The sequence below is a fragment of the Bacteroides sp. An322 genome, from assembly GCF_002161765.1.
In the GTDB taxonomy this organism is placed as follows: Bacteria; Bacteroidota; Bacteroidia; order Bacteroidales; family Bacteroidaceae; genus Phocaeicola; species Phocaeicola merdavium.
The window spans coordinates 75,994-95,636 of sequence record NZ_NFIN01000001.1 but is presented as its reverse complement, the minus strand read 5'-3'; the positions used below and the strand labels follow the sequence as shown (position 1 = coordinate 95,636).

General features: G+C 49.1%; 15 protein-coding genes. 14 read left to right on the top strand and 1 reads right to left on the bottom strand.

Annotation, left to right across the window (positions count from 1 at the left end; translation table 11 throughout):
* Nucleotides 1-21: 21 nt before the first annotated feature.
* From B5F91_RS00350 to B5F91_RS00300, 11 genes are all read left to right on the top strand, one after another.
* A complete protein-coding gene (locus B5F91_RS00350; protein WP_087427147.1) occupies nt 22-687 on the top strand; it encodes a pimeloyl-ACP methyl esterase BioG family protein in 666 nt (221 codons plus the stop codon).
* Nucleotides 672-1,424 (top strand): malonyl-ACP O-methyltransferase BioC, encoded by a 753-nt coding sequence (gene bioC / locus B5F91_RS00345; RefSeq protein ID WP_087427146.1) that lies wholly within the window; start codon nt 672-674, stop codon nt 1,422-1,424. Before B5F91_RS00350 ends, bioC begins: the two co-directional genes overlap by 16 nt.
* A 103-nt stretch (nt 1,425-1,527) precedes the next feature.
* Nucleotides 1,528-2,169 (top strand): dethiobiotin synthase, encoded by a 642-nt coding sequence (gene bioD / locus B5F91_RS00340; protein WP_087427145.1) that lies wholly within the window; start codon nt 1,528-1,530, stop codon nt 2,167-2,169.
* Between the two features lie 128 nt (nt 2,170-2,297).
* Nucleotides 2,298-3,845, top strand: a complete 1,548-nt coding sequence (locus B5F91_RS00335; RefSeq protein ID WP_087427144.1) for a glycoside hydrolase family 43 protein — start codon at nt 2,298-2,300, stop codon at nt 3,843-3,845.
* A 400-nt stretch (nt 3,846-4,245) separates the two neighbouring features.
* The gene (locus B5F91_RS00330; RefSeq protein ID WP_087427143.1) at nt 4,246-7,371 is read left to right on the top strand and encodes a TonB-dependent receptor; all 3,126 of its coding nucleotides are present in this window, start codon (nt 4,246-4,248) and stop codon (nt 7,369-7,371) included.
* A gap of 21 nt (nt 7,372-7,392) precedes the next feature.
* Nucleotides 7,393-9,162 (top strand): RagB/SusD family nutrient uptake outer membrane protein, encoded by a 1,770-nt coding sequence (locus B5F91_RS00325; protein ID WP_087427142.1) that lies wholly within the window; start codon nt 7,393-7,395, stop codon nt 9,160-9,162.
* Nucleotides 9,163-9,522: 360 nt separating this feature from the next.
* Entirely contained in the window at nt 9,523-11,259 is a 1,737-nt protein-coding gene (locus B5F91_RS00320) for a DUF4980 domain-containing protein (protein WP_239414040.1), read from the top strand.
* A gap of 92 nt (nt 11,260-11,351) precedes the next feature.
* Nucleotides 11,352-12,515 (top strand): MFS transporter, encoded by a 1,164-nt coding sequence (locus tag B5F91_RS00315; RefSeq protein WP_087427141.1) that lies wholly within the window; start codon nt 11,352-11,354, stop codon nt 12,513-12,515.
* 6 nt (nt 12,516-12,521) lie between these two features.
* On the top strand, nt 12,522-13,418 hold the full coding sequence (locus tag B5F91_RS00310; RefSeq protein WP_087427140.1) for a carbohydrate kinase: 897 nt from the start codon (nt 12,522-12,524) through the stop codon (nt 13,416-13,418).
* 166 nt (nt 13,419-13,584) lie between these two features.
* Complete coding sequence (locus B5F91_RS00305) at nt 13,585-13,977, top strand: type II toxin-antitoxin system RelE/ParE family toxin (RefSeq protein ID WP_239416102.1); 393 nt, start codon at nt 13,585-13,587, stop codon at nt 13,975-13,977.
* Nucleotides 13,964-14,266: a helix-turn-helix transcriptional regulator gene (locus B5F91_RS00300; RefSeq protein ID WP_087427138.1), complete on the top strand. Its 303-nt coding sequence runs from the start codon at nt 13,964-13,966 to the stop codon at nt 14,264-14,266. The genes B5F91_RS00305 and B5F91_RS00300 overlap by 14 nt, the downstream gene beginning before the upstream one ends.
* A gap of 358 nt (nt 14,267-14,624) precedes the next feature.
* Here the strand turns inward: B5F91_RS00300 and B5F91_RS00290 are convergent, their stop codons facing one another.
* The gene (locus B5F91_RS00290; RefSeq protein ID WP_087427136.1) at nt 14,625-14,876 is read right to left on the bottom strand and encodes a DUF6364 family protein; all 252 of its coding nucleotides are present in this window, start codon (nt 14,874-14,876) and stop codon (nt 14,625-14,627) included.
* Nucleotides 14,877-15,042: 166 nt separating this feature from the next.
* Here B5F91_RS00290 and B5F91_RS00285 point away from each other — a divergent pair, with 166 nt between their 5' ends.
* From B5F91_RS00285 to B5F91_RS00275, 3 genes are all read left to right on the top strand, one after another.
* Nucleotides 15,043-17,796, top strand: coding sequence for a substrate-binding domain-containing protein (locus B5F91_RS00285; protein ID WP_087427135.1), 2,754 nt, complete (start codon nt 15,043-15,045; stop codon nt 17,794-17,796).
* 88 nt (nt 17,797-17,884) lie between these two features.
* Entirely contained in the window at nt 17,885-18,535 is a 651-nt protein-coding gene (locus B5F91_RS00280; RefSeq protein WP_087427134.1) for a DUF3256 family protein, read from the top strand.
* Between the two features lie 182 nt (nt 18,536-18,717).
* A complete protein-coding gene (locus B5F91_RS00275) occupies nt 18,718-19,638 on the top strand; it encodes a peptidoglycan DD-metalloendopeptidase family protein (protein ID WP_087427133.1) in 921 nt (306 codons plus the stop codon).
* Nucleotides 19,639-19,643 lie beyond the last annotated feature (5 nt).

Genomic DNA, 19,643 nt, shown 5'->3' with positions numbered 1-19,643 from the left:
TGAAATAAACTGATTTTTTATATGAAACAACGATTTATCAAGAAAGAAAATAACCCTCGCCTGCTGCTTTTCTTTGCGGGCTGGGGCAGTGACGAACGGTTGTTCGACCGTCCGGTGGCGGACGGGTACGACTGTTTATTGTGTTTTGATTACCGCTCGCCGGATTTCGATTACGCTTTGCTGGACGGTTATCGCGAGATTCGGCTGTTGGCTTGGTCGATGGGCGTATGGGCGGCGGGGCAGACGTTGGCAGGGCGTGACTATCCGTGGCAGATGAGGCTTGCCGTGGGAGGTACGCCGTTTCCGATAGACGACAGGCGGGGGATTCCCGAAGCGGTTTTCCGGGGCACGTTGGCGCATTTCTCCGATGCGGCTTTGGCGCGCTTCCGCCGGCGCATTTGCGGGACGGCGGAGCAGGTGAAGGAATTCCTCTCGCACCGCCCTTATCGCCCCGTGGAAGAGTTGCGCGAAGAATTGCAGGCGTTAGCAGCCTGTGCGTGCCGTCCGTCCGCTTCTTTTGTCTGGGACAAGGCTATCATCGGGACGCGCGACAAGATATTCCCGCCTGCCAATCAGCGCGAGGCGTGGCGGGATGTGGAGGTCATCGAACGGGACGTGGAGCATTACGACGGCGGGCTGTTCGACCGTCTGCTTTCGGGAGAGGAGGCGGTATGGACAAAGCCTTAATCCGCAGCCGCTTCGCCAAGGCTTCGGGCAGTTACTTGGGTCAGGCAACGGTGCAGCGCGGCATTGCCCTTCGGATGGCGGACTTGATTGGGCTGTATGTGCCGGCGGAGTCGCATCGGCGGGTGCTCGAAATCGGGTGCGGGACGGGTTTGTTCACCCGTGCCTACCTGCACCGCTGGCATCCCGAACGGATGTTGCTGAACGACCTTTGCCCCGAAATGGAGCCTTTCTTGCGCGATGTGTTGCGCCCGGAGATTTCTTTTTCGGCAAGCGATGCCGAGCGGCTGGAGTTCCCCGGCGGTCAGAATCTGATAGTGTCGTGCTCGGCATTGCAATGGTTCGATGCGCCCGAACGTTTCTTGTGCGGATGCAAAGGCTTGTTGGAGGAAGGCGGCTATTTGGCTTTCAGCACCTTCGGCAGGCAGAACGCGCAAGAGATACGGGCGTTGACATCGGATGCGCTTCCCTACCGTTCGCTGGAGGAGCTGGCGGGTGCGCTTTCGGATACGTATCGGGTGGTCTATGCTTCCGAGGAAGAGGTGAGGCTTTCGTTTCCGTCTCCGTTGGAAGTCTTGCGCCACCTGAAAGCCACGGGCGTGACGGGCATCCGCAGTTGTACGTGGACCAAGGCTCAGCTGGCTTCTTTCTGCCGTAGCTATACAGAGCGTTACGCGGCACCCGACGGAACGGTTCCGCTGACGTATCATCCGATGTATGTGATTTGTAGAAAGTATTAGTCGAAAACGCAGATTAACGCAGATTTTCGCAAATCTTATTATTGATATTTTTTATCCGCGTTAATCTGCGGCAATCTGCGTTTCAATAAAAAATAGAAAAGAAATGAAAGACAATGTATATTTTGTGAGTGGCATCGACACCAATATCGGCAAAAGCTATGCCACGGGTTATCTGGCGCGGAAATGGAACGAGGCGGGCATCCGCACCATTACGCAGAAGCTCGTGCAGACGGGCAATGAGGATGTTTCGGAAGACATCGAACTGCATCGCCGCCTGATGGGGACGGGCTGGCTTCCCGAAGACTGGGAGAAACTGACCATGCCCGAAATATTCAGCTATCCCTGTTCGCCGCACTTGGCAGCCGAGATAGACCGCCGTCCGATTGATTTCGGCAAGATAGAGCGGGCGACGGAAACGCTCAGCGAACGCTATGATGCCGTTTTGTTAGAAGGGGCTGGGGGACTGATGGTGCCCTTGACCCGCGATTTGCTGACCATTGATTACGTTGCCCTTCACCGCTATCCGTTGGTATTCGTCACTTCGGGCAGGTTGGGCAGCATCAATCATCTGTTGCTGAGCTTAGAGGCAATCGGGCGGCGAGGCATCCGCCTGCATACATTGGTTTATAATCTCTTCCCCGAAGAAGATGATGCCTTAATCCGGCAGGACACCGAGGAATATATCCGGCATTTGTTGCGGAAGGAGTATCCCGATACCCGGCTGGAGGTGGTGCCGTGCCTTTAATGGGAGGGCAGATAACATTTCATACCTTATGCGGTAACATTTGAGTCTTGCATGTTTTGCTTAATTGCGTACATTTGTTGTTGCATTTAGCGTTATCTATTCAACCATTTAAAACACGTTTGTATTTTATGAAAAAGACCTTTATTAGTTTCATCGTTTCGTGCTTTTGCGCAGTAAGCCTTTTTGCGCAAGGCTATCAGAACCCCGTTATTCAGGGGTTTCATCCCGATCCGAGTGTTTGCTGCGTAGGCGAGGATTATTATCTGGTGAACAGTTCATTCGAATATTTTCCGGGTGTGCCTCTCTTCCATAGCCGCGATTTGGTGCATTGGGAACAGATTGGGCATGTGCTCGACCGTGAATCGCAACTCAAGTTGGTAGGCGGAAATATGTGGGGAGGAATTTATGCCCCTACTATCCGGTACAATGACGGAATTTATTACATGATTACGACCAACAATTCCGACCGTGGCAATTTCCTGGTATATACCGATGACCCGCGCGGGGAATGGTCGGAGCCTGTATGGTTAAGCCAGAAAGGAATAGACCCTTCGCTCTATTTCGAAGACGGGCATTGCTATATGGTGAGCAATCCGGATAATGCTATCTGGCTATGTGAGATAGACCCGAAAAGCGGAAAGCAGCTTACGGAGTCACGCTGTATTTGGGCGGGTACGGGAGGACGTTATCCCGAAGGTCCTCATATCTATAAACGCGAAGGCTGGTATTACTTGCTGATAAGCGAAGGAGGTACGGAATACGGCCACAAGGTGACTATTGCCCGGAGCCGGGACATTGCAGGTCCTTACGAGAGTAACCCTGCCAATCCGATTCTGACTCATATCAATATGAATGCGCAAGACAATCCGATACAAGGGGTAGGCCATGCCGATATGGTTCAGGCGCACGACGGTTCGTGGTGGTTGGTTTGCCTTGGTTTCCGGACACAAGGAGGCCAACATCATTTGTTGGGGCGCGAAACCTTTTTGGCTCCAGTTGAATGGAATGCCGCAGGCTGGCCTGTGGTAAACAATGACGGAACCATAGATTTGGATATGAGCCAAGTAAAGACACTTCCTCAAGTCCCTCTTTCGAATACGTCCGATGAGGATTTTAATAACTCGAAATTAGGAGTGGAATGGAATTGGCAGGGCGTGCCTGTATGGGAAAATTATTCGTTGACCGAGCGGAAAGGTTTCTTGCGCATCAAAGGAAGTGAGAAGCAACTGGACGATTCCGGTTCGCCTTCGTTTGTCGGAAGACGCCAGCAGGACATTGATTTCCAAGTAACGACAGCTTTTCATGCACAAGGGAAAGGCAATGCGGGGCTTACCGTCTACATGTGTCCTTTTGCTCATTACGATTTGTTTATTTCGGATAATCAACTGAAGCTCCGTTATCGGTTGGGTGAACTTTGTCATGAGAGTACGGTTGGAAAAGTGCCCGATGACTTTGTTTATGTACGGGTAAAAGGGAATGCCGAATTTTATACGTTCTTTTATTCCATTGACGGTACGCATTATAAAGAAGCCGGACGGATGAACACCCGTTTCCTTAGTTCGGAAACCAATGGCGGATTTACGGGTATTTACTTGGGGCTTTTTGCCGAAGGTGATGCACAGGCTTACTTCGATTTTTTCAACTATGAGCCTTCCGTGTCCGATGCATCACGTTGATGTGCGTATCGGAAATGGATGAATCAGACAAGTCAATTTATTGCGTTTCCAATCCTATTAGGGTAGGACTGCTGTTTTTCCGAGTCAGTACTGCAGTTTTATATAGGGTAGGACTGCAGTCCTACCCTAGTAGGATTTATAGAGGACTGAGAAGCCCAGTACTGGAGATGCAGATGCCTTTCTTGGGGAAGTCTGATGAAGATATGGATTCGTCCGTTACTAAAAATGTTTCAACTTCTATCAAAAATGTTACATGAAACATAATTGATTGAGGTTGAAACATTTTTTTCCGATGCTTTTTCTGCTTCCCTCTACTTTTGCAGTGTTCTCAGGAGCAAGAGGCTTTTGAGATTTAACGAGTAAATTCATATATTTGTTCAACAATTAAATTTAATGCATTATGGAAGGCATGAAAAAATTATTCCTATTTGCACTCTTTCTTGTCGGATTCAGTGCAGCGGTGCAGGCACAAAACCTGCAAGTGAGCGGAACGGTGGTCTCCAAGGCAGACGGATTTCCCGTTATCGGAGCATCGGTAATTGAGGTTGGCAACGACCGGAACGGTACCATTACAGATTTGGATGGTAAGTTTTCTCTAACGGTGAAAGAAGGGGCGGAAATTTCCATCTCTTATGTAGGGTGTAAGACTCAGACCTTGAAAGCGCAGAGTGTAATGAGTGTTACGTTGGAAGAAGATTCCGAGTTACTGGATGAGGTCGTTGTAACTGGTTATCAAAGCCAACGTAAGGCGGACTTGACCGGTTCGGTTGCGGTCGTTTCTACAGATGAATTGAAAACCAATTCGGATATGGACCCGATGCGGGCTTTGCAAGGTAAAGTTCCGGGTATGACTATCACTACAACAGGTTCGCCTATCGGTACAGGTACGGTGCGCATTCGTGGTATCGGTTCTTTTAATTCATCGCAAGACCCGTTGTATGTGATTGACGGTGTGCCTACGAATCAGGCTTTGAATTCCTTGAACGCGAATGATATTGAAAGTATGCAGGTTCTGAAAGATGCGGCTTCCGCTTCTATTTATGGTTCGCGCGCTTCGAACGGTGTCATCATCATTACTACCAAGAAAGGGAAGAAGGGAGATAAGATTAAGGTGGACTTCTCCGCAAATCTGACAGCTCAGTTCTACACTTCCCAATCGTTGATGAAATTATCGAATTCAGCCGAATATGCCACGGCTATGGCACAGGCTGCATTGAACGACGGACTTGACCCTGTGACTTACGCAAGCAATTACGGATTAAATCTGAATGCGGCTTCGGGTACTCCGATTACGGTTTGGAATCCTGCGACAAGCAGCTATGTGAACTATACGGTCAATGGCTTGTATGATGGTTATATCAATAGTAAGAAAACGATGAGGTATTCGGATACCGATTGGCTCGATGAAATTTCACGTACCGGATTTGCGCAAACATACGATTTGTCTTTGTCACACGCAACGGATAAGCACTCTACGATGTTTTCTTTGGGCTATAAGAAGAATAACGGTATTTTGAATTACACCAGCTTTGAAAATATATCTGCACGTATGAACTCTTCATACAATATTAATAAGTATATTTCTGTCGGCGAGAACTTTACGCTGACTTATTCGAAGCAAGTGGATTGTGCTCCGATGGAAAACGCGCTGAAGATGGCTCCTACTGTACCGGTTTATGAGGAAGATGGAGTTACGTTTGCCGGACCGGTGGGAGGTATGAGCGACCGTCAGAACCCGGTGCGTGAACAATACGATAACCGCAACAACCATTTGGATTACTGGCGTCTGTTTGGTAATGCTTACGTTGAAATCAAACCGATAAAAGGATTGACTTTGCGTTCTAATTTTGGCTTGGACACGTATTTGTCGTTCATCAACTCGATGACTCCTACGTTCCATTCGGATATTGTGAACAATGATATTGCTAAGACCAACCTGTCGCATCGGAATCAGGTGAACTGGACGTGGTCGAATACGGCAAACTATAATTTCAAGGTAGCAGACAAACACGATATCACAGTCTTGCTCGGTGCTGAAATGTCGAAAGAAAGCACGGTTGATTTTACGGCTTATTCAGAAGGCTATGCTTTGGAAGATCCCGATTATATGTGGCCGAATGCCGCTACCGGTTCGATGAGAAACAATGGTGCTAAGTTTGGTTACCGTTTGGCTTCTTTCTTCGGAAAGGTGGATTACAATTATGACGATTTGATTTTGGCTTCATTTACAATCCGTCGTGATGGTTCTTCTCGTTTTGGTAAAGATAACCGCTGGGGTACTTTCCCGGCAGCAACGTTGGGTTTCCGTATTTCTAAATTATTGGAAAAAGATTGGATGGATGACTGGAAGATTCGCCTTTCTTGGGGTGAGACCGGTAACCAAGCCATCGATAATAATGCGCAATTTGGTTTGTACACTGTAGATTATGGCTTGGATCGTGTAACTTCTACTGCTTACGATTTGTTCTTGCAAGGTTCGGGTACATTCCCTTCTGGTTATCGTGCCACTCAGCTTGCCAACCCTGATTTGAAATGGGAGTCGGCTACCCAATATAATATAGGTACAGATTTCACTTTCTTCAATGGCAGTCTGTACGGAACGATTGACGGATATATCAAGGATGTGGATGATATGTTGATTAATCCGGCTTATCTTGGAGCATTGGGAGAGGGGGGAGCCTCTTGGTTGAACGGTCCTTCTTTACGCAACTGGGGTATGGAGTTCTCTTTGGGTTATCGTAAAAACCTTGCTTGCGGGTTAGGATTAGACATCAATGCCAATGCCGACTTCTTCCGCAATAAGGTGACTTATCTACCTTCGACAACGACAGGTTCATACGCTCACACTTCTACGGAGAACTTGGTTGAATCCGGTATGCCATACGGTTCAATCGTAGGATATGTAGTGACCGGACTTTATCAGAATCAGGCGGAAGTGGATGCTTCAGGACAGCCCAATGCACGTGTAGGAGGACTTAAATACGCAGATTTGGACGGGAATGGTGTAATCAATGCGGATGACCAAGATTGGATTTACAATCCGGTACCGAAGTTCTCGTATGGATTGAACATTGCTTTGAATTACAAGAATTTTGACCTTTCGATGTTCTGGCAAGGCGTATGCGATAAGGATGTTTACAACAATCAGAAGTTCCAGACCGATTTTTGGAGCGTGACGGATGCTGGTTCTAACAAAGGTAATCGTTTGTTAGGAGCTTGGAACACTAACAATACCGGTTCAACCATTCCGATGCTGACCACGTCGAATACAGCGGACGAAGGTCGTGCTTCCAGTTATTTTGTAGAAAACGGTTCGTATTTGAAATTACGTACTTTGCAGTTAGGTTATAATGTTCCGTCTTCGTTCTTGTCGAAATTCAAGATGACAAATGCACGTATCTATGTTTCGGGACAAAACCTGCTGACTATTAAGAGCAAGAGCCTTACGTGTCCCGACCCGGAAAACCCGGATTGGAACTATCCGCTGGCTACCTCAGTTTCATTTGGTGTACAAATAGGTTTCTAATCATATAAAGACAACACAATTATGAAAAAGATATATACATTATTCTTGGCCTGTACGTTAGGAATGGGATTCACAGGCTGTGACGATTTCTTGGATTACAATCCTACCGCTGTGGTGGATGAAGACAAGGCTTTCTCTGAGCCGGAAGCGATGGTCAATGCGGCATACGCTATGTTGGGCGATTGCTGGTACACTTATCCGTTTAATTTGTTCCCGTATGGCGACATTACTTCGGACGATTGCTTGAAAGGTGGTTCCGGACCGAATGATACGGGCTATCACGCTTTCGATATTTGGACTACATTGACCCCGACTACTCCGGGCGAAATGGATGAATTGTGGTACCGTTTGTTCTGTGCCGTGTCGCGTTGTAACCGTGCGTTGGTTGCTTTGGAACAAAATGGCGTTTCCGTATTGGGTGAAGAAACGACTCGTCAACGGGTGGCAGAAGTACGGTTCTTGCGTGGTCATTTCTATTATAAGTTGCTTACCGTTTTCCGTCAAGTGCCTTGGATTGATGAAGAGGTTTACAAGAACAATACGTATGAAGAGACACGGAATGACGCTTTGACATACGAACAGCTCTTCCAAAACGTGATAGATGACTTTCAGGCTGCATACGATGTGTTGCCAGTGAAAAAGCCGGGTGAAGACGGACGTGCGAACAAGATTGCGGCTGCTGCTTATTTGGCTAAGTGTTATCTGAATTTGGCTTGGGGAGACGGCTATGAAGCTACTACGGGAGTAGACCATATCAATAATGAGTATATGCAGAAAGTGGTGGACTATACCGATGATGTGATGAACTCGCAATACGGTTATATGGAAGATTTCGGTGACATTTTCCTTCCGGAGTATAAGAATAGCAAAGAGTCGGTATTTGCCGTACAGACTTCCGATTATGAGGATGACCATACAACTTACGGACGTGCCAATTGGTCGAATACGTTAAATGGTTGTTGGCAAATGTGGTCGTGCGGATGGGACTTCCACAAGCCTTCTCAAAACTTGGTGAATGCGTTCAAGACGAAAGACGGTCTGCCGATGTTCGATGACTATAACGATGAGATTGATTATCCGATTAATGGTCAGCCTACCGCTCAGAAATGGGATCCGCGTTTGTTCCATACCGTCGGAATGCCTTCATTCCCTTACAAATATGAAGAGGAATATACGATGACTACTGCCAATTCGCGCACGCCGAATGAATATGGTTTTTATACATCATTGAAGGAAGTTCCGCAACGTTCTCAAGGTGAAACTTTTAATGGCTCTTGGCAAGCTTTTGCGATGAACGATTATGTATTCCGTTATACGGATGTGATGCTGATGCGTGCTGAGGCTTTGATTGAACTGAACCGCTTGAGTGAAGCGGAAGACATCATTAATGCCATCCGCCAGCGTGCAGCAAATTCAATCGACAAGCATATCGCATACGCTGCCGACCAGTGTGAAATCGCTCTTTATCCGGCTGGATACTTTGCTAATAAAGAAGTTGCCCGTAAGTGTCTGCGTTGGGAACGTCGTTTGGAAATGGCAATGGAGAACGGACGTTATTTCGATTTGCGCCGTTGGGGCATTGCTTCACAAATCTTGAATGCTTATTTCGCAAGTGAACAGAAGTCGGTATATACTTATACGAATGAATCCGGCGAAACGGTAGAGCAAACATACGGAGCTTATTATAAGGATGCGCACTATACGCCCGGAAAGAATGAGTTCTTCCCGATTCCTTATAATCAAATGTTCTACATCCCCGGTTTGTATACACAAAACAAGGGGTACGAATAATGACTGTTTTTGATTAATGGTTCGCATAAAGAAAGGTTAGTTGGGGTGCGGGCAGGAAGTGATTTCTGTCCGCACCGTTAAAAAGATTCGTTCCTGTGGCAGAAAAAACTCAATAGGTATGATAAGATAAATGTTTCATTTCATGCAAACGTAACAAATTTGCTGGCATTTGAAACGATTTTTACAGGCTGAAAGCGAATGGTAGCGTAACTTTGTGACATACAAACCGAGATAGTTTAGTTTTAGTTGTTCATATTTAAAACCTTAAAAACAATGATTACCTTAAAGAAACAAGGCATTGCCGATACCGTGAAAACGTTGTGTTTAGGAACGTTTATGGGGCTTGCTTCAATAACTTGTATGGCGGAATCGTCTATCGACGTGCGCCATTTGGTGAGTGAACAGAATATCCTTCAGATTAAGGAAGCGAAGAAGTATCTGCTGCTTCCGGTGCAGGACAATGCGCCCGAAGGAAAGATTTATTTTGTGATTAATAACCAGACGGTGGGCAGCGTCATCAACATCCGCCTTGCCCGCGAGAAGGTGGATTACTATGTGCCGCTCGACTTGTCGGCATACGTAGGTAAGGATTTGTCGCTCGACGTGCAGGGGATGCCCGAATCGGCTATCTGTTGGAAGAAGATGAAGCTGTCGGACACGTTTGATACGACGAACCGCGAGAAGTTCCGTCCGCTTTATCACCATACGCCGGCATACGGCTGGATGAACGACCCGAACGGGATGTTCTACAAAGACGGTGTGTATCACTTGTATTTCCAGCACAATCCGTATGGTTCCACTTGGGGAAACATGACGTGGGGACATTCCACAACGACCGATTTGGTGAACTGGAAGTTTGAAGGGGATGCCATTACTCCCGATGCCTGGGGCTCGATATTCAGTGGCTCATCGGTAGTCGATTATGAGAATACGGCAGGTTTCGGCGAAGGGGCTGTCATTGCTTTCTACACTTCGGCGAAGCCCAGCCCGTGGGGCGATGTGCAGATGCAGAGTATGGCATACAGCACCGACAACGGGAAGACGTTTACGAAATACGAAAACAATCCGATTGTTACATCCGAGAAGCGCGACTTCCGCGACCCGAAAGTATTCTGGTATGCGCCTGGCAAGCATTGGGTGATGATACTGGCGGGAGGTCAGGAGATGGATATCTATTCTTCGAAGAACCTGAAAGACTGGAAGTATGAAAGCAGCTTCGGAGCCAAGCAAGGCGCGCACGGAGGAGTTTGGGAATGTCCCGACTTGGTAGAACTTCCGGTGGAAGGCACGAAGGAAAAGCGTTGGGTGCTGATATGCAACATCAATCCGGGCGGACCGTTCGGAGGTAATGCTGCCCAGTATTTTGTAGGAACGTTCGACGGGAAGAAGTTCGTCAACGAAGCTCCTACACAGACCAAATGGATGGATTGGGGGAAAGACCACTACGCCACAGTGACTTTCAACAATGCGCCAGACGGGCGTTGCATCGCTTTGGGCTGGATGAGCAACTGGCAGTATCAAGGCGTGTTACCTACGCTGCAATACCGTGGTTCGAATACCATTGCCCGCGACTTGACCCTGTATCGCCAAGACGGCGAACTGTTGTTGCGCTGTGCTCCCTCGCCCGAAATAGAGAAAGCACGGAAGGAAAACACGATTATTCCTCCGTTCAAGGTAAAAGATTCGTATGAAATCCCGATTCTGTTGGCGGACAACGAAGGGGCATACGAAATCAATATGACTATCAAAAATGCCGGTGCTTCGCGCATCAGCTTCACTTTGGAGAACACGAAGGGCGAAAAGGTGGCGATGTATTACGATGTGCCCCGCAAGCAGTTCGTAATGGACCGCACCGAGAGCGGGAAGACGGATTTCAGTCCCGAATTTCCAGCCTTGACGGTAGCGCCTGTTCCAGATACCGATGAGATTAACCTGCGCTTGTTTGTCGACCGTACCAGCATCGAAGCGTTTGGAGAGGGCGGCAAGTTTGTGATGACCAATCAGGTCTTCCCTTCCGAACCTTACAACAAGATGTCGTTCGTGTCGGGACGCGGCAGCTTCAGCGTGAAGTCGATGACGGTATATCGGCTTAATTAGTGAATAATTAATAATGAATAATGAATAGTGATGTGACGTTTCTACATCAAAAGCGTTATTAACTATTAACTCTTAACTATAAACTTGAAAACATGACTATCGATAAACAAATCAAATATGGCAAGCTGGTTCCCGTGATGCTCTGCTTCTTCGCAATGGGCTTCGTCGATTTGGTGGGAATCGCTTCCAATTATGTGAAGGCGGACTTGGGGCTGAGCGATGCCGAAGCCAACATCTTCCCTTCGCTGGTGTTCTTCTGGTTCCTGATATTCTCCGTGCCGACGGGTGTGCTGATGAACCGCATCGGGCGGAAGAATACCGTGGTGCTTAGCTTGGCTGTGACCTTTGTGTCGCTGCTGCTCCCGATATTCGGCGACAGCTATGGCATTATGCTTTGCTCGTTCTCTTTGTTAGGCATCGGCAACGCGCTGATGCAGACTTCGCTCAATCCGCTGCTGAGCAACATCATCACAGGCGACAAATTGGCAAGCTCGCTCACGTTCGGGCAGTTTGTCAAGGCAATCGCTTCGTTTCTGGCTCCTTATATCGCCATGTGGGGAGCCACGCAGGCAATACCGGAGTTCGGCATGGGCTGGCGGGTGCTGTTCCCCGTCTATATGGCGGTGGCGGTCATTGCCGTCCTGTGGCTCTCTGCTACTCCGATTGAGGAAGAGGCTCCCGACAAGGCTTCGGGTTTCGTCAGTTGCCTCCGGCTGTTAGGGCGTCCGTTCATCTTGCTTTGCTTCTTAGGCATTATGTGCCATGTGGGCATTGATGTGGGCACCAACACCACCGCTCCAAAGATTCTGATGGAACGCTTGGGAATGCCGCTCGACGATGCCGGCTTTGCCACCAGCCTCTACTTCATCTTCCGTACCTTGGGATGCTTGTCGGGGGCAGTTATCTTGCAGAAGGTGGCTTCGAAACCTTTCTTGGGTATCAGCGTGGCGTGTATGTTGGTGGCTATGGTACTGCTGTTCGTATCGACTGACTTGACGGTGATTTACATTGCCATTGCCCTTATCGGCTTCGGCAATTCGAACGTGTTCTCCATTGTCTTCTCGCAAGCCCTTTTGGCTGTGCCCGACAAGAAGAACGAGATTTCCGGCTTGATGATTATGGGTCTTTTCGGCGGCACGGTCTTCCCGCTGCTGATGGGATTCGCCAGCGATGCCGTGGGGCAGAGCGGTGCCGTAGCCGTGATGACGGTGGGAGTGATATACCTTATATTATATATGTTTAAACTGAAAAAATAAGAAGCCATGAACAATACAATCGTAGTAGGAATGGGCGAAGCATTGTGGGACATGCTTCCCGAAGGAAAGAAAATAGGCGGTGCGCCGGCAAACTTTGCTTATCACGTGTCGCAGTTCGGACTGGACAGCCGCGTAGTCAGTGCCGTAGGCGAAGACGAGTTGGGGGCGGAGATTCTGAAGAACTTCCGCGAGAAGAAGCTCAACTGCATGATAGAGACCGTGCCTTACCCGACCGGGACGGTACAGGTGGAACTGGACATCAACGGCGTGCCCTGTTACGACATCCGCGAGGGCGTGGCGTGGGACAACATTCCCTTCACACCCGCCTTGGAAGGATTGGCACGCCAGACCCGCGCCGTATGCTTCGGCTCGCTGGCACAGCGCAGCGTGGTTTCGCGCGAGACCATTAACCGCTTCCTCGATGCGATGCCCGACGGCGAAGGACAATACAAAATATTCGATATAAACTTGCGCCAAGGATTCTATACGAAGGAGATTCTCTGCAACTCGATGCGCAAGTGCAACATCCTGAAGATAAACGATGAAGAGCTGGTCACCGTGAGCCGGATGTTCGGCTATCCGGGCATCGACCTGCAAGACAAGTGCTGGATTCTGCTGGCGAAGTACAACCTGCGGATGCTCATCCTCACTTGCGGCGTAAACGGCAGCTACGTCTTCACTCCGGGCGAAATCTCGTTTGTAGAGACCCCGAAGGTAGAGGTGGCGGACACGGTAGGCGCGGGCGATTCGTTCACCGCCGCCTTCGTAGCTTCTATCCTGAAAGGCAAGCCTGTCCCCGAAGCCCACAAGATAGCCGTAGCTACCTCGGCTTTCGTCTGCACGCAGAACGGCGCAATGCCCGTATTGCCCGCCCGGCTGACGGGAAGGAACACCACAGATTAAAATAATTTGATTCGTTGTAGGGGCGTATTGCATACGCCCGAAAACATCCACGCGGATAAGCGGGTGCATTCGGGCGTATGCGATACGCCCCTACAGTTAATTTGGTGAATTACTTCGGACTGTTTAATTGGAAGCCGTAAAGAAAAAGCGGGAAAAATTTGTGAATATGTATCTGATTAGTTACTTTTGCGGCATGGAAGGGAACAGGATATGTATAAGAAATGTCTATTGGACGGCAGAATTTGCGCAATTCTATAACGGGCTGTCGGATAAAGTCAAGATAAAATTCGATTATGTGCTTGAGATAGTTAAAACAGAACGTGTCATATCAACAAAATTCGTGAAACGTCTGGAAAATACGGACCTATATGAAATGCGCGTTTCCGTAGGCGGAAACGAATATCGGACGGTAATGTTTACGATGGACAATGACAATGTCATACTGGCAACAGAGATAACCCTGCTGAACGCATTTATGAAGAAGTCGTCCAAAGACTATAAGAAACAAATCAGTTTAGCGGAAAACATATTAAACAGAATCAGCTATGAGGAAGATTGATACAAGCAAACTGGTCGATGCCGAAACGGTATTGACCGACAAGTATGGCGCACCAGGCACCGAGAGCCGGAGCGAGTTCGAGGCAAAGGCCCGTGCGTATTATTACGGTGTCATTCTGCGCGACAGGCGCAAGGAGTTGAAGATGACCCAAAGCGAGCTTGCCGACAAGGTGGGCACTGCAAGAAGCTATATCGCCCGCGTGGAGCGGGGTGAAACGGATATGCAGCTTTCCAGTTTCCTGCGGATAGCCCAGGCGTTGCGGATAGACTTTTCCCCGGTCTTTATCTGATTTTTCGAAACACAGATTAAGAATTTTGATTCGTTGTAGGGGCGTATGCGATACGCCCCTACGGCTTTATGTTTTTCCCGTACCCCTTGTTTTTCCCGAAAAAGCGTTTGCCGGATGCGGCGTACCGGTGCGGCGTCGCTTCCGAGGGCTTTGGAGGCGTGGCGTACCGGTGCGGCATCATTTCCGAGGGCTCTGGAGGCGTGATGCACCGCTACGGCGGCATTCCGGAGGCTTCGGTTGGCGCGGCGTACCGCTACGGCAGCATTCCGGAGGGCTTGGCGGGCGCGATGCAGGGGTGCGTGGTTACGTATAATTGAGCCTTTTCAAGGCTCTATTGGAATCAGAAAAAACATCTTTCTCAAAATGCCATCCGGCTGATTTCGCCGTCCAGTCCTACTTCTTTTTCATCCAGCCGGACAACGCCGACCAAGCGTTGCACTCTTGGGTCCAACTCGGAGACGGGGCGGATTTTGCTCTTCGGATTTTTCTTCATCACCTGTTTCAGTAGGTTTTCCACCAGTTCCGACAGGTCGGTCCCTTTGGAGCGTGCGTAGTCGGAGGCTTGCTCCAAGACGCTGCTGTTAATTCTTAATGTGACATTTTGGTTCATCTGTTTCTCTTTTTGGGTTGGTTCACTCGCAAAGATAGCGATTTATTTTTATCTGCCATAGAGAGTCTCAGATAATCAATCAAATGATTTAAATCTGTGTAATCTGTGGTGGAAAATGCGGAGAAATGATTATCTTCGCCCCGATAAAAGCTTAAATGACGCTACGATGAAACACAACGCTATTTCTTTTCTGATTATATCGCTCTTCTTGCTCTTGCTGGCGGGATGCGCCGGGCAGCAACGGCGGTTCGTCATCGGCGTGTCGCAGTGCAGCGACGACGAGTGGCGGGCGCAGATGAACAAGGAAATCAGCCGCGAGGCGTTGTTTTATCCCGAAGCGGAGGTGGTGTTCCGCACGGCGAAGGACAACAACGAGCAGCAGATACACGACATCGAACTGATGATACGCAACCGGGTGGACTTGCTGGTGGTTTCGCCCAACGAGGCGGAGGTGTTGGCACCCGTTATCGAGAAGGCATACGGGCGGGGCATCCCGGTGATTCTGACCGACCGCAAGATTCATTCGGACAACTATACGGCTTACATCGGTGCCGACAATTATGCCATCGGGCACAGCGTGGGCGAATATATCGCTGCGCGCCTGCAAGGGGAAGGCAAGGTGGTAGAGGTAATGGGGCTTCGCGGCTCGACTCCGGCGGCGGAACGGCATCGGGGGATGATGGAGGTGCTGGAGAAATGTCCCGGTATCGAGGTTGTGGCTTCGGTAGACGCGGGCTGGCTGCGCAAGGAGGCTCGCGAGCGTTTCGACTCGATTCTTGCCGTTCATCCGGACATTGATATGGTGTATTGCCAGAACGACCGTATGGCGGCGGGTGCCTACGAGGCGGCGGTGAAATACGGGCGCGAGAAAGAGATGCTGTTTGTGGGCATTGATGCGCTGGCTGGCGAAGGCTATGGCATCGCGCAAGTGGCGAGCGGGCAACTGGACGCTACGTTTATTTATCCCACGGGAGGCGACCGGGTGATGCAGACGGCAATGGCGATTCTGACGGGAAAGCCTTTCGAGCGCGAAACGTTCCTTTCGTCGGCTTTGGTCAATCACAACAATGCCCGCGTGATGATGTTGCAGAACGAGCAGATACATCAGTTGGATAACAAGATAGACCGCCTCGACCGGCAGATTAACCGCTATCTGACGCAATATGCTTCGCAACGCACGTTGCTGTACACCTGCATCGTGATATTGGCATTGTTTGGCATCGCCTTGTTTGTGGCGGTGCGGGCATTTTGGGCGAAGAACCGCCTGAATGTGGAGCTTTCGGAACAGAAGCGGCAATTGGAGGAACAGCGCGACCAGCTGATAGACCTCTCGAAGCAACTGGAGGAGGCGACCCATGCGAAACTGGCTTTCTTTACCAACGTGTCGCACGACTTCCGCACGCCGCTTACGCTGATAGCCGACCCGGTGGAGCAATTGGAAACATCCAAGAACCTGGACGAGCACGAACGTTTCCTGCTCCGCATCATCCATAAGAACGTGACGGTATTGCTTCGTCTGGTCAATCAGATACTCGACTTCCGCAAGTTCGAGAGCGGGAAGCTGAAGATGTATCTCTCGGAGTTCGACATCGCGAAGGAAATCAATGAGTGGACCGAAGCGTTCCGCACCTTGTCATATAAGAAACACGTGCATTTCAATGTCTCTGTAGCTCCGTCGGACAAGGCATATACGATGATAGCCGATGCCGAAAAGCTGGAGCGCATCACGTACAACCTGCTTTCGAACGCCTTTAAGTTTACGCCCGAAAACGGTCGGGTAGACCTTGCCCTTTCGCAATTCGAGCGGGACGGAGCGCAGTGGCTGCGTTATCAGGTCTCGGATACGGGTGTGGGCATTTCTGCCGAACACGTCAAACATATCTTCGAAAGCTTCTATCAGATAGACGTGCACTATGCCGGTTCGGGCATCGGGCTGGCGTTGGTGAAAGCCTTTGCCGAAATGCATAAAGGCACCGTCTCCGTGGATACCGCCAAGGGCAAAGGGACGATTTTCACTATCGAGATGCCGATGAAACAGGCGGGTACGCTTGCCGAAGGGGTGGAGAAGAATGCCATTATGGCGAACCTGAAAGAAGGGGCGGTGCTTTCTGCCGACCAGGAAACGGTGCAAACAGTATCGGAAGTGGCGGATGATAAGGATAAGGAGACGATTCTGGTGATAGACGACAATCAGGACGTGCGCGACTATGTGAAGATGCTGCTCGCTTCGCAATATACCGTCATCGAAGCCTCAAACGGGCAGGAAGGCTTGCAGCAGGCGATGAAATACGTGCCCGACGCCATTATCTGCGACGTGATGATGCCGGTGATGGACGGTATGGAGTGCTGCCGGCGGTTGAAGTCGGAAATGCAGACCTCGCATATTCCGGTGATGATGCTGACCGCTTACACGATGGATGAGCAGAAGATAAAAGGCTACGAATGCGGTGCCGACTCGTATATCTTGAAGCCGTTCAGTGCGCAATTGCTGCGTGCCCGTTTGCGCAACCTGATAGACAACCGCCACCGTTTGCAGAGTTTCTTTGCCGACCATGCCACGATAAAGAAAGAATCGGTCAGTGAAGTGGACAAAGGCTTTGTCGAAAAACTTCGTGCGTTGATAGAAAAACATTTGGGCGATTCAGACCTCCGTGTAGACGATTTGGGCGAGAACCTCGGGCTGAGCCGCGTGCAGCTTTACCGCAAGGCAAAGGCATTGACGGGCTATTCGCCGAATGAGTTGCTCCGCATCGCGCGGCTCAAGCGTGCGGCATCCCTGTTGGCTTCTACCGATAAAACGATTGCCGAAATCACCTACGAGGTAGGCTTCAGTGCGCCTTCGTATTTCGCCAAGTGCTACAAAGACTACTTCGGCGAAAGCCCTACCGATTTCCTGAAACGGAAAGAAGGGAGTAAATGATGAATGAAGTATGAAGAATCGTATTCTTAGTTTTGTTCAATCGGAAGAAATCTCTATCTTTGGCGGCAAATAAAAAACGACAGTTAAGATGAAGTGGATAATAGGACTTGTATGTATGCTCTGCGGCTTGGGCTTGCAGGCACAAGATATAAAATCATTGTATATCGCTTTGCCCGATTCGCTTTCGCCTTTGTTGACGAAGGTGAACCGTGCGGATTTCTGTGATTTCCTTGCCAGCAACATGAAGGCGGAAGTGAAGAACCGTTTTGGCAACGTTTCGGAGATGCTGAAGCTGACGGATGATTATTTATCGGTACGCATCAGTGAATCGAGTAGGGAAGAGATGAAACTCTTGCCATTGAATGATTCGGTAAAGGTTGTGTGCGTGGTGCGCACTTATTTAGGGTCTGTTGCCGATAGCAAGGTCTCTTTTTACGATACCGGCTGGAACGAACTTCCGGCAGACCGTTTTGTGGTTTTGCCTCAAGAAGACCGGTTCTATAAACAGCCTTTGGCAGAAACGGCAGCAGATTCGTTGCGCAACTTGCGTCTGTATGCCGATATGTATCTGAAAGAAGTGCGTCTGTCGGATAAAGACCGGAGCTTGACCGTTACTTATACGACGCCTGATTACGTAGATAAAGAGACGGCAGAAAAACTGAAGCCTTATTTGTTTGGAAAACCGCTTGTCTATGAATGGAACAACGGGAAATTTCAACCGATAGACAATAATGAATAGCTTATATATGTTTTAAAGCAGGTATTCGCCTGTTTTCTTTCTTTTTGGTATAAAAATACATGAAAAATAGTTAATCGCCTGTTTCCGGTTCAAGAAAAAAAGCTATATTTGGAACAGTTTTTTGAAAAATCGTAAGCATTCGTTTGAATGCGTGCATAAAATAGCATTAAGAAAGGCGTATAATGATTTTAAAATGTATTAGAACAGTAGCGGTAGCGGCATTGGCATTGGTCAGCGTAAACGTATCAGGGCAGGATTTGCTGGCACGTCAGGCTCCTATCGACAGAAAGCTGAAAGCTGTAGACTCGTTGGCGTTGATTCGCCAAATCAAGGCTGAGCAAGCCGTTTATCCTGCCTATAGTCTGTATCCGAATTGGCAAAACACCCGTGTGCATGCATACGGCAATACGGTACAAATCCCAGATACTTTCCGAATTGATCTTACCGGTTTCTGTATGCCCACTACGCATACGAAGATTACATCAAAGTGCGGTCCGCGCTGGCGTCGTATGCATAATGGGTTGGATATTAAGGTATATATCGGTGATACCATTCGGGCTGCTTTCGACGGAAAAGTACGTATGGTGAAGTATGAACGCCGTGGTTATGGAAAATATGTGGTGATTCGTCACGACAACGGTTTGGAGACCATTTACGGTCATCTTTCTAAGCAATTGGTGAAAGAAAACGAATATGTGAAGGCAGGTGATGTGATAGGCTTGGGAGGCAACACCGGACGCTCTACCGGTTCGCACCTGCATTTCGAGACCCGTTTCTTGGGTGAAGTGATTAATCCTGAATTTATGTTCGATTTCCCGAAACAGGATATTGTGGCAGATAGTTACTTGTTTATCCGCAACGCTAACCGTTATCCGTACCAGCGTACACGTGCCTTGGCAAACCTGAAGAGCGGGAAAAAGGCTACGGATTCGAATGCATCGGCTTCCGAAGGCGGTGCTATCCGTTACCACAAGATACGCAAGGGCGATACATTGGGACGTATCTCACGCATCTATCACGTCTCTATTGACCGCTTGTGTAAGATGAATGGCATCAAGCGTACCACTACGTTGCGTATCGGTCAGGTATTGCGTTGCTCGTAAGATTC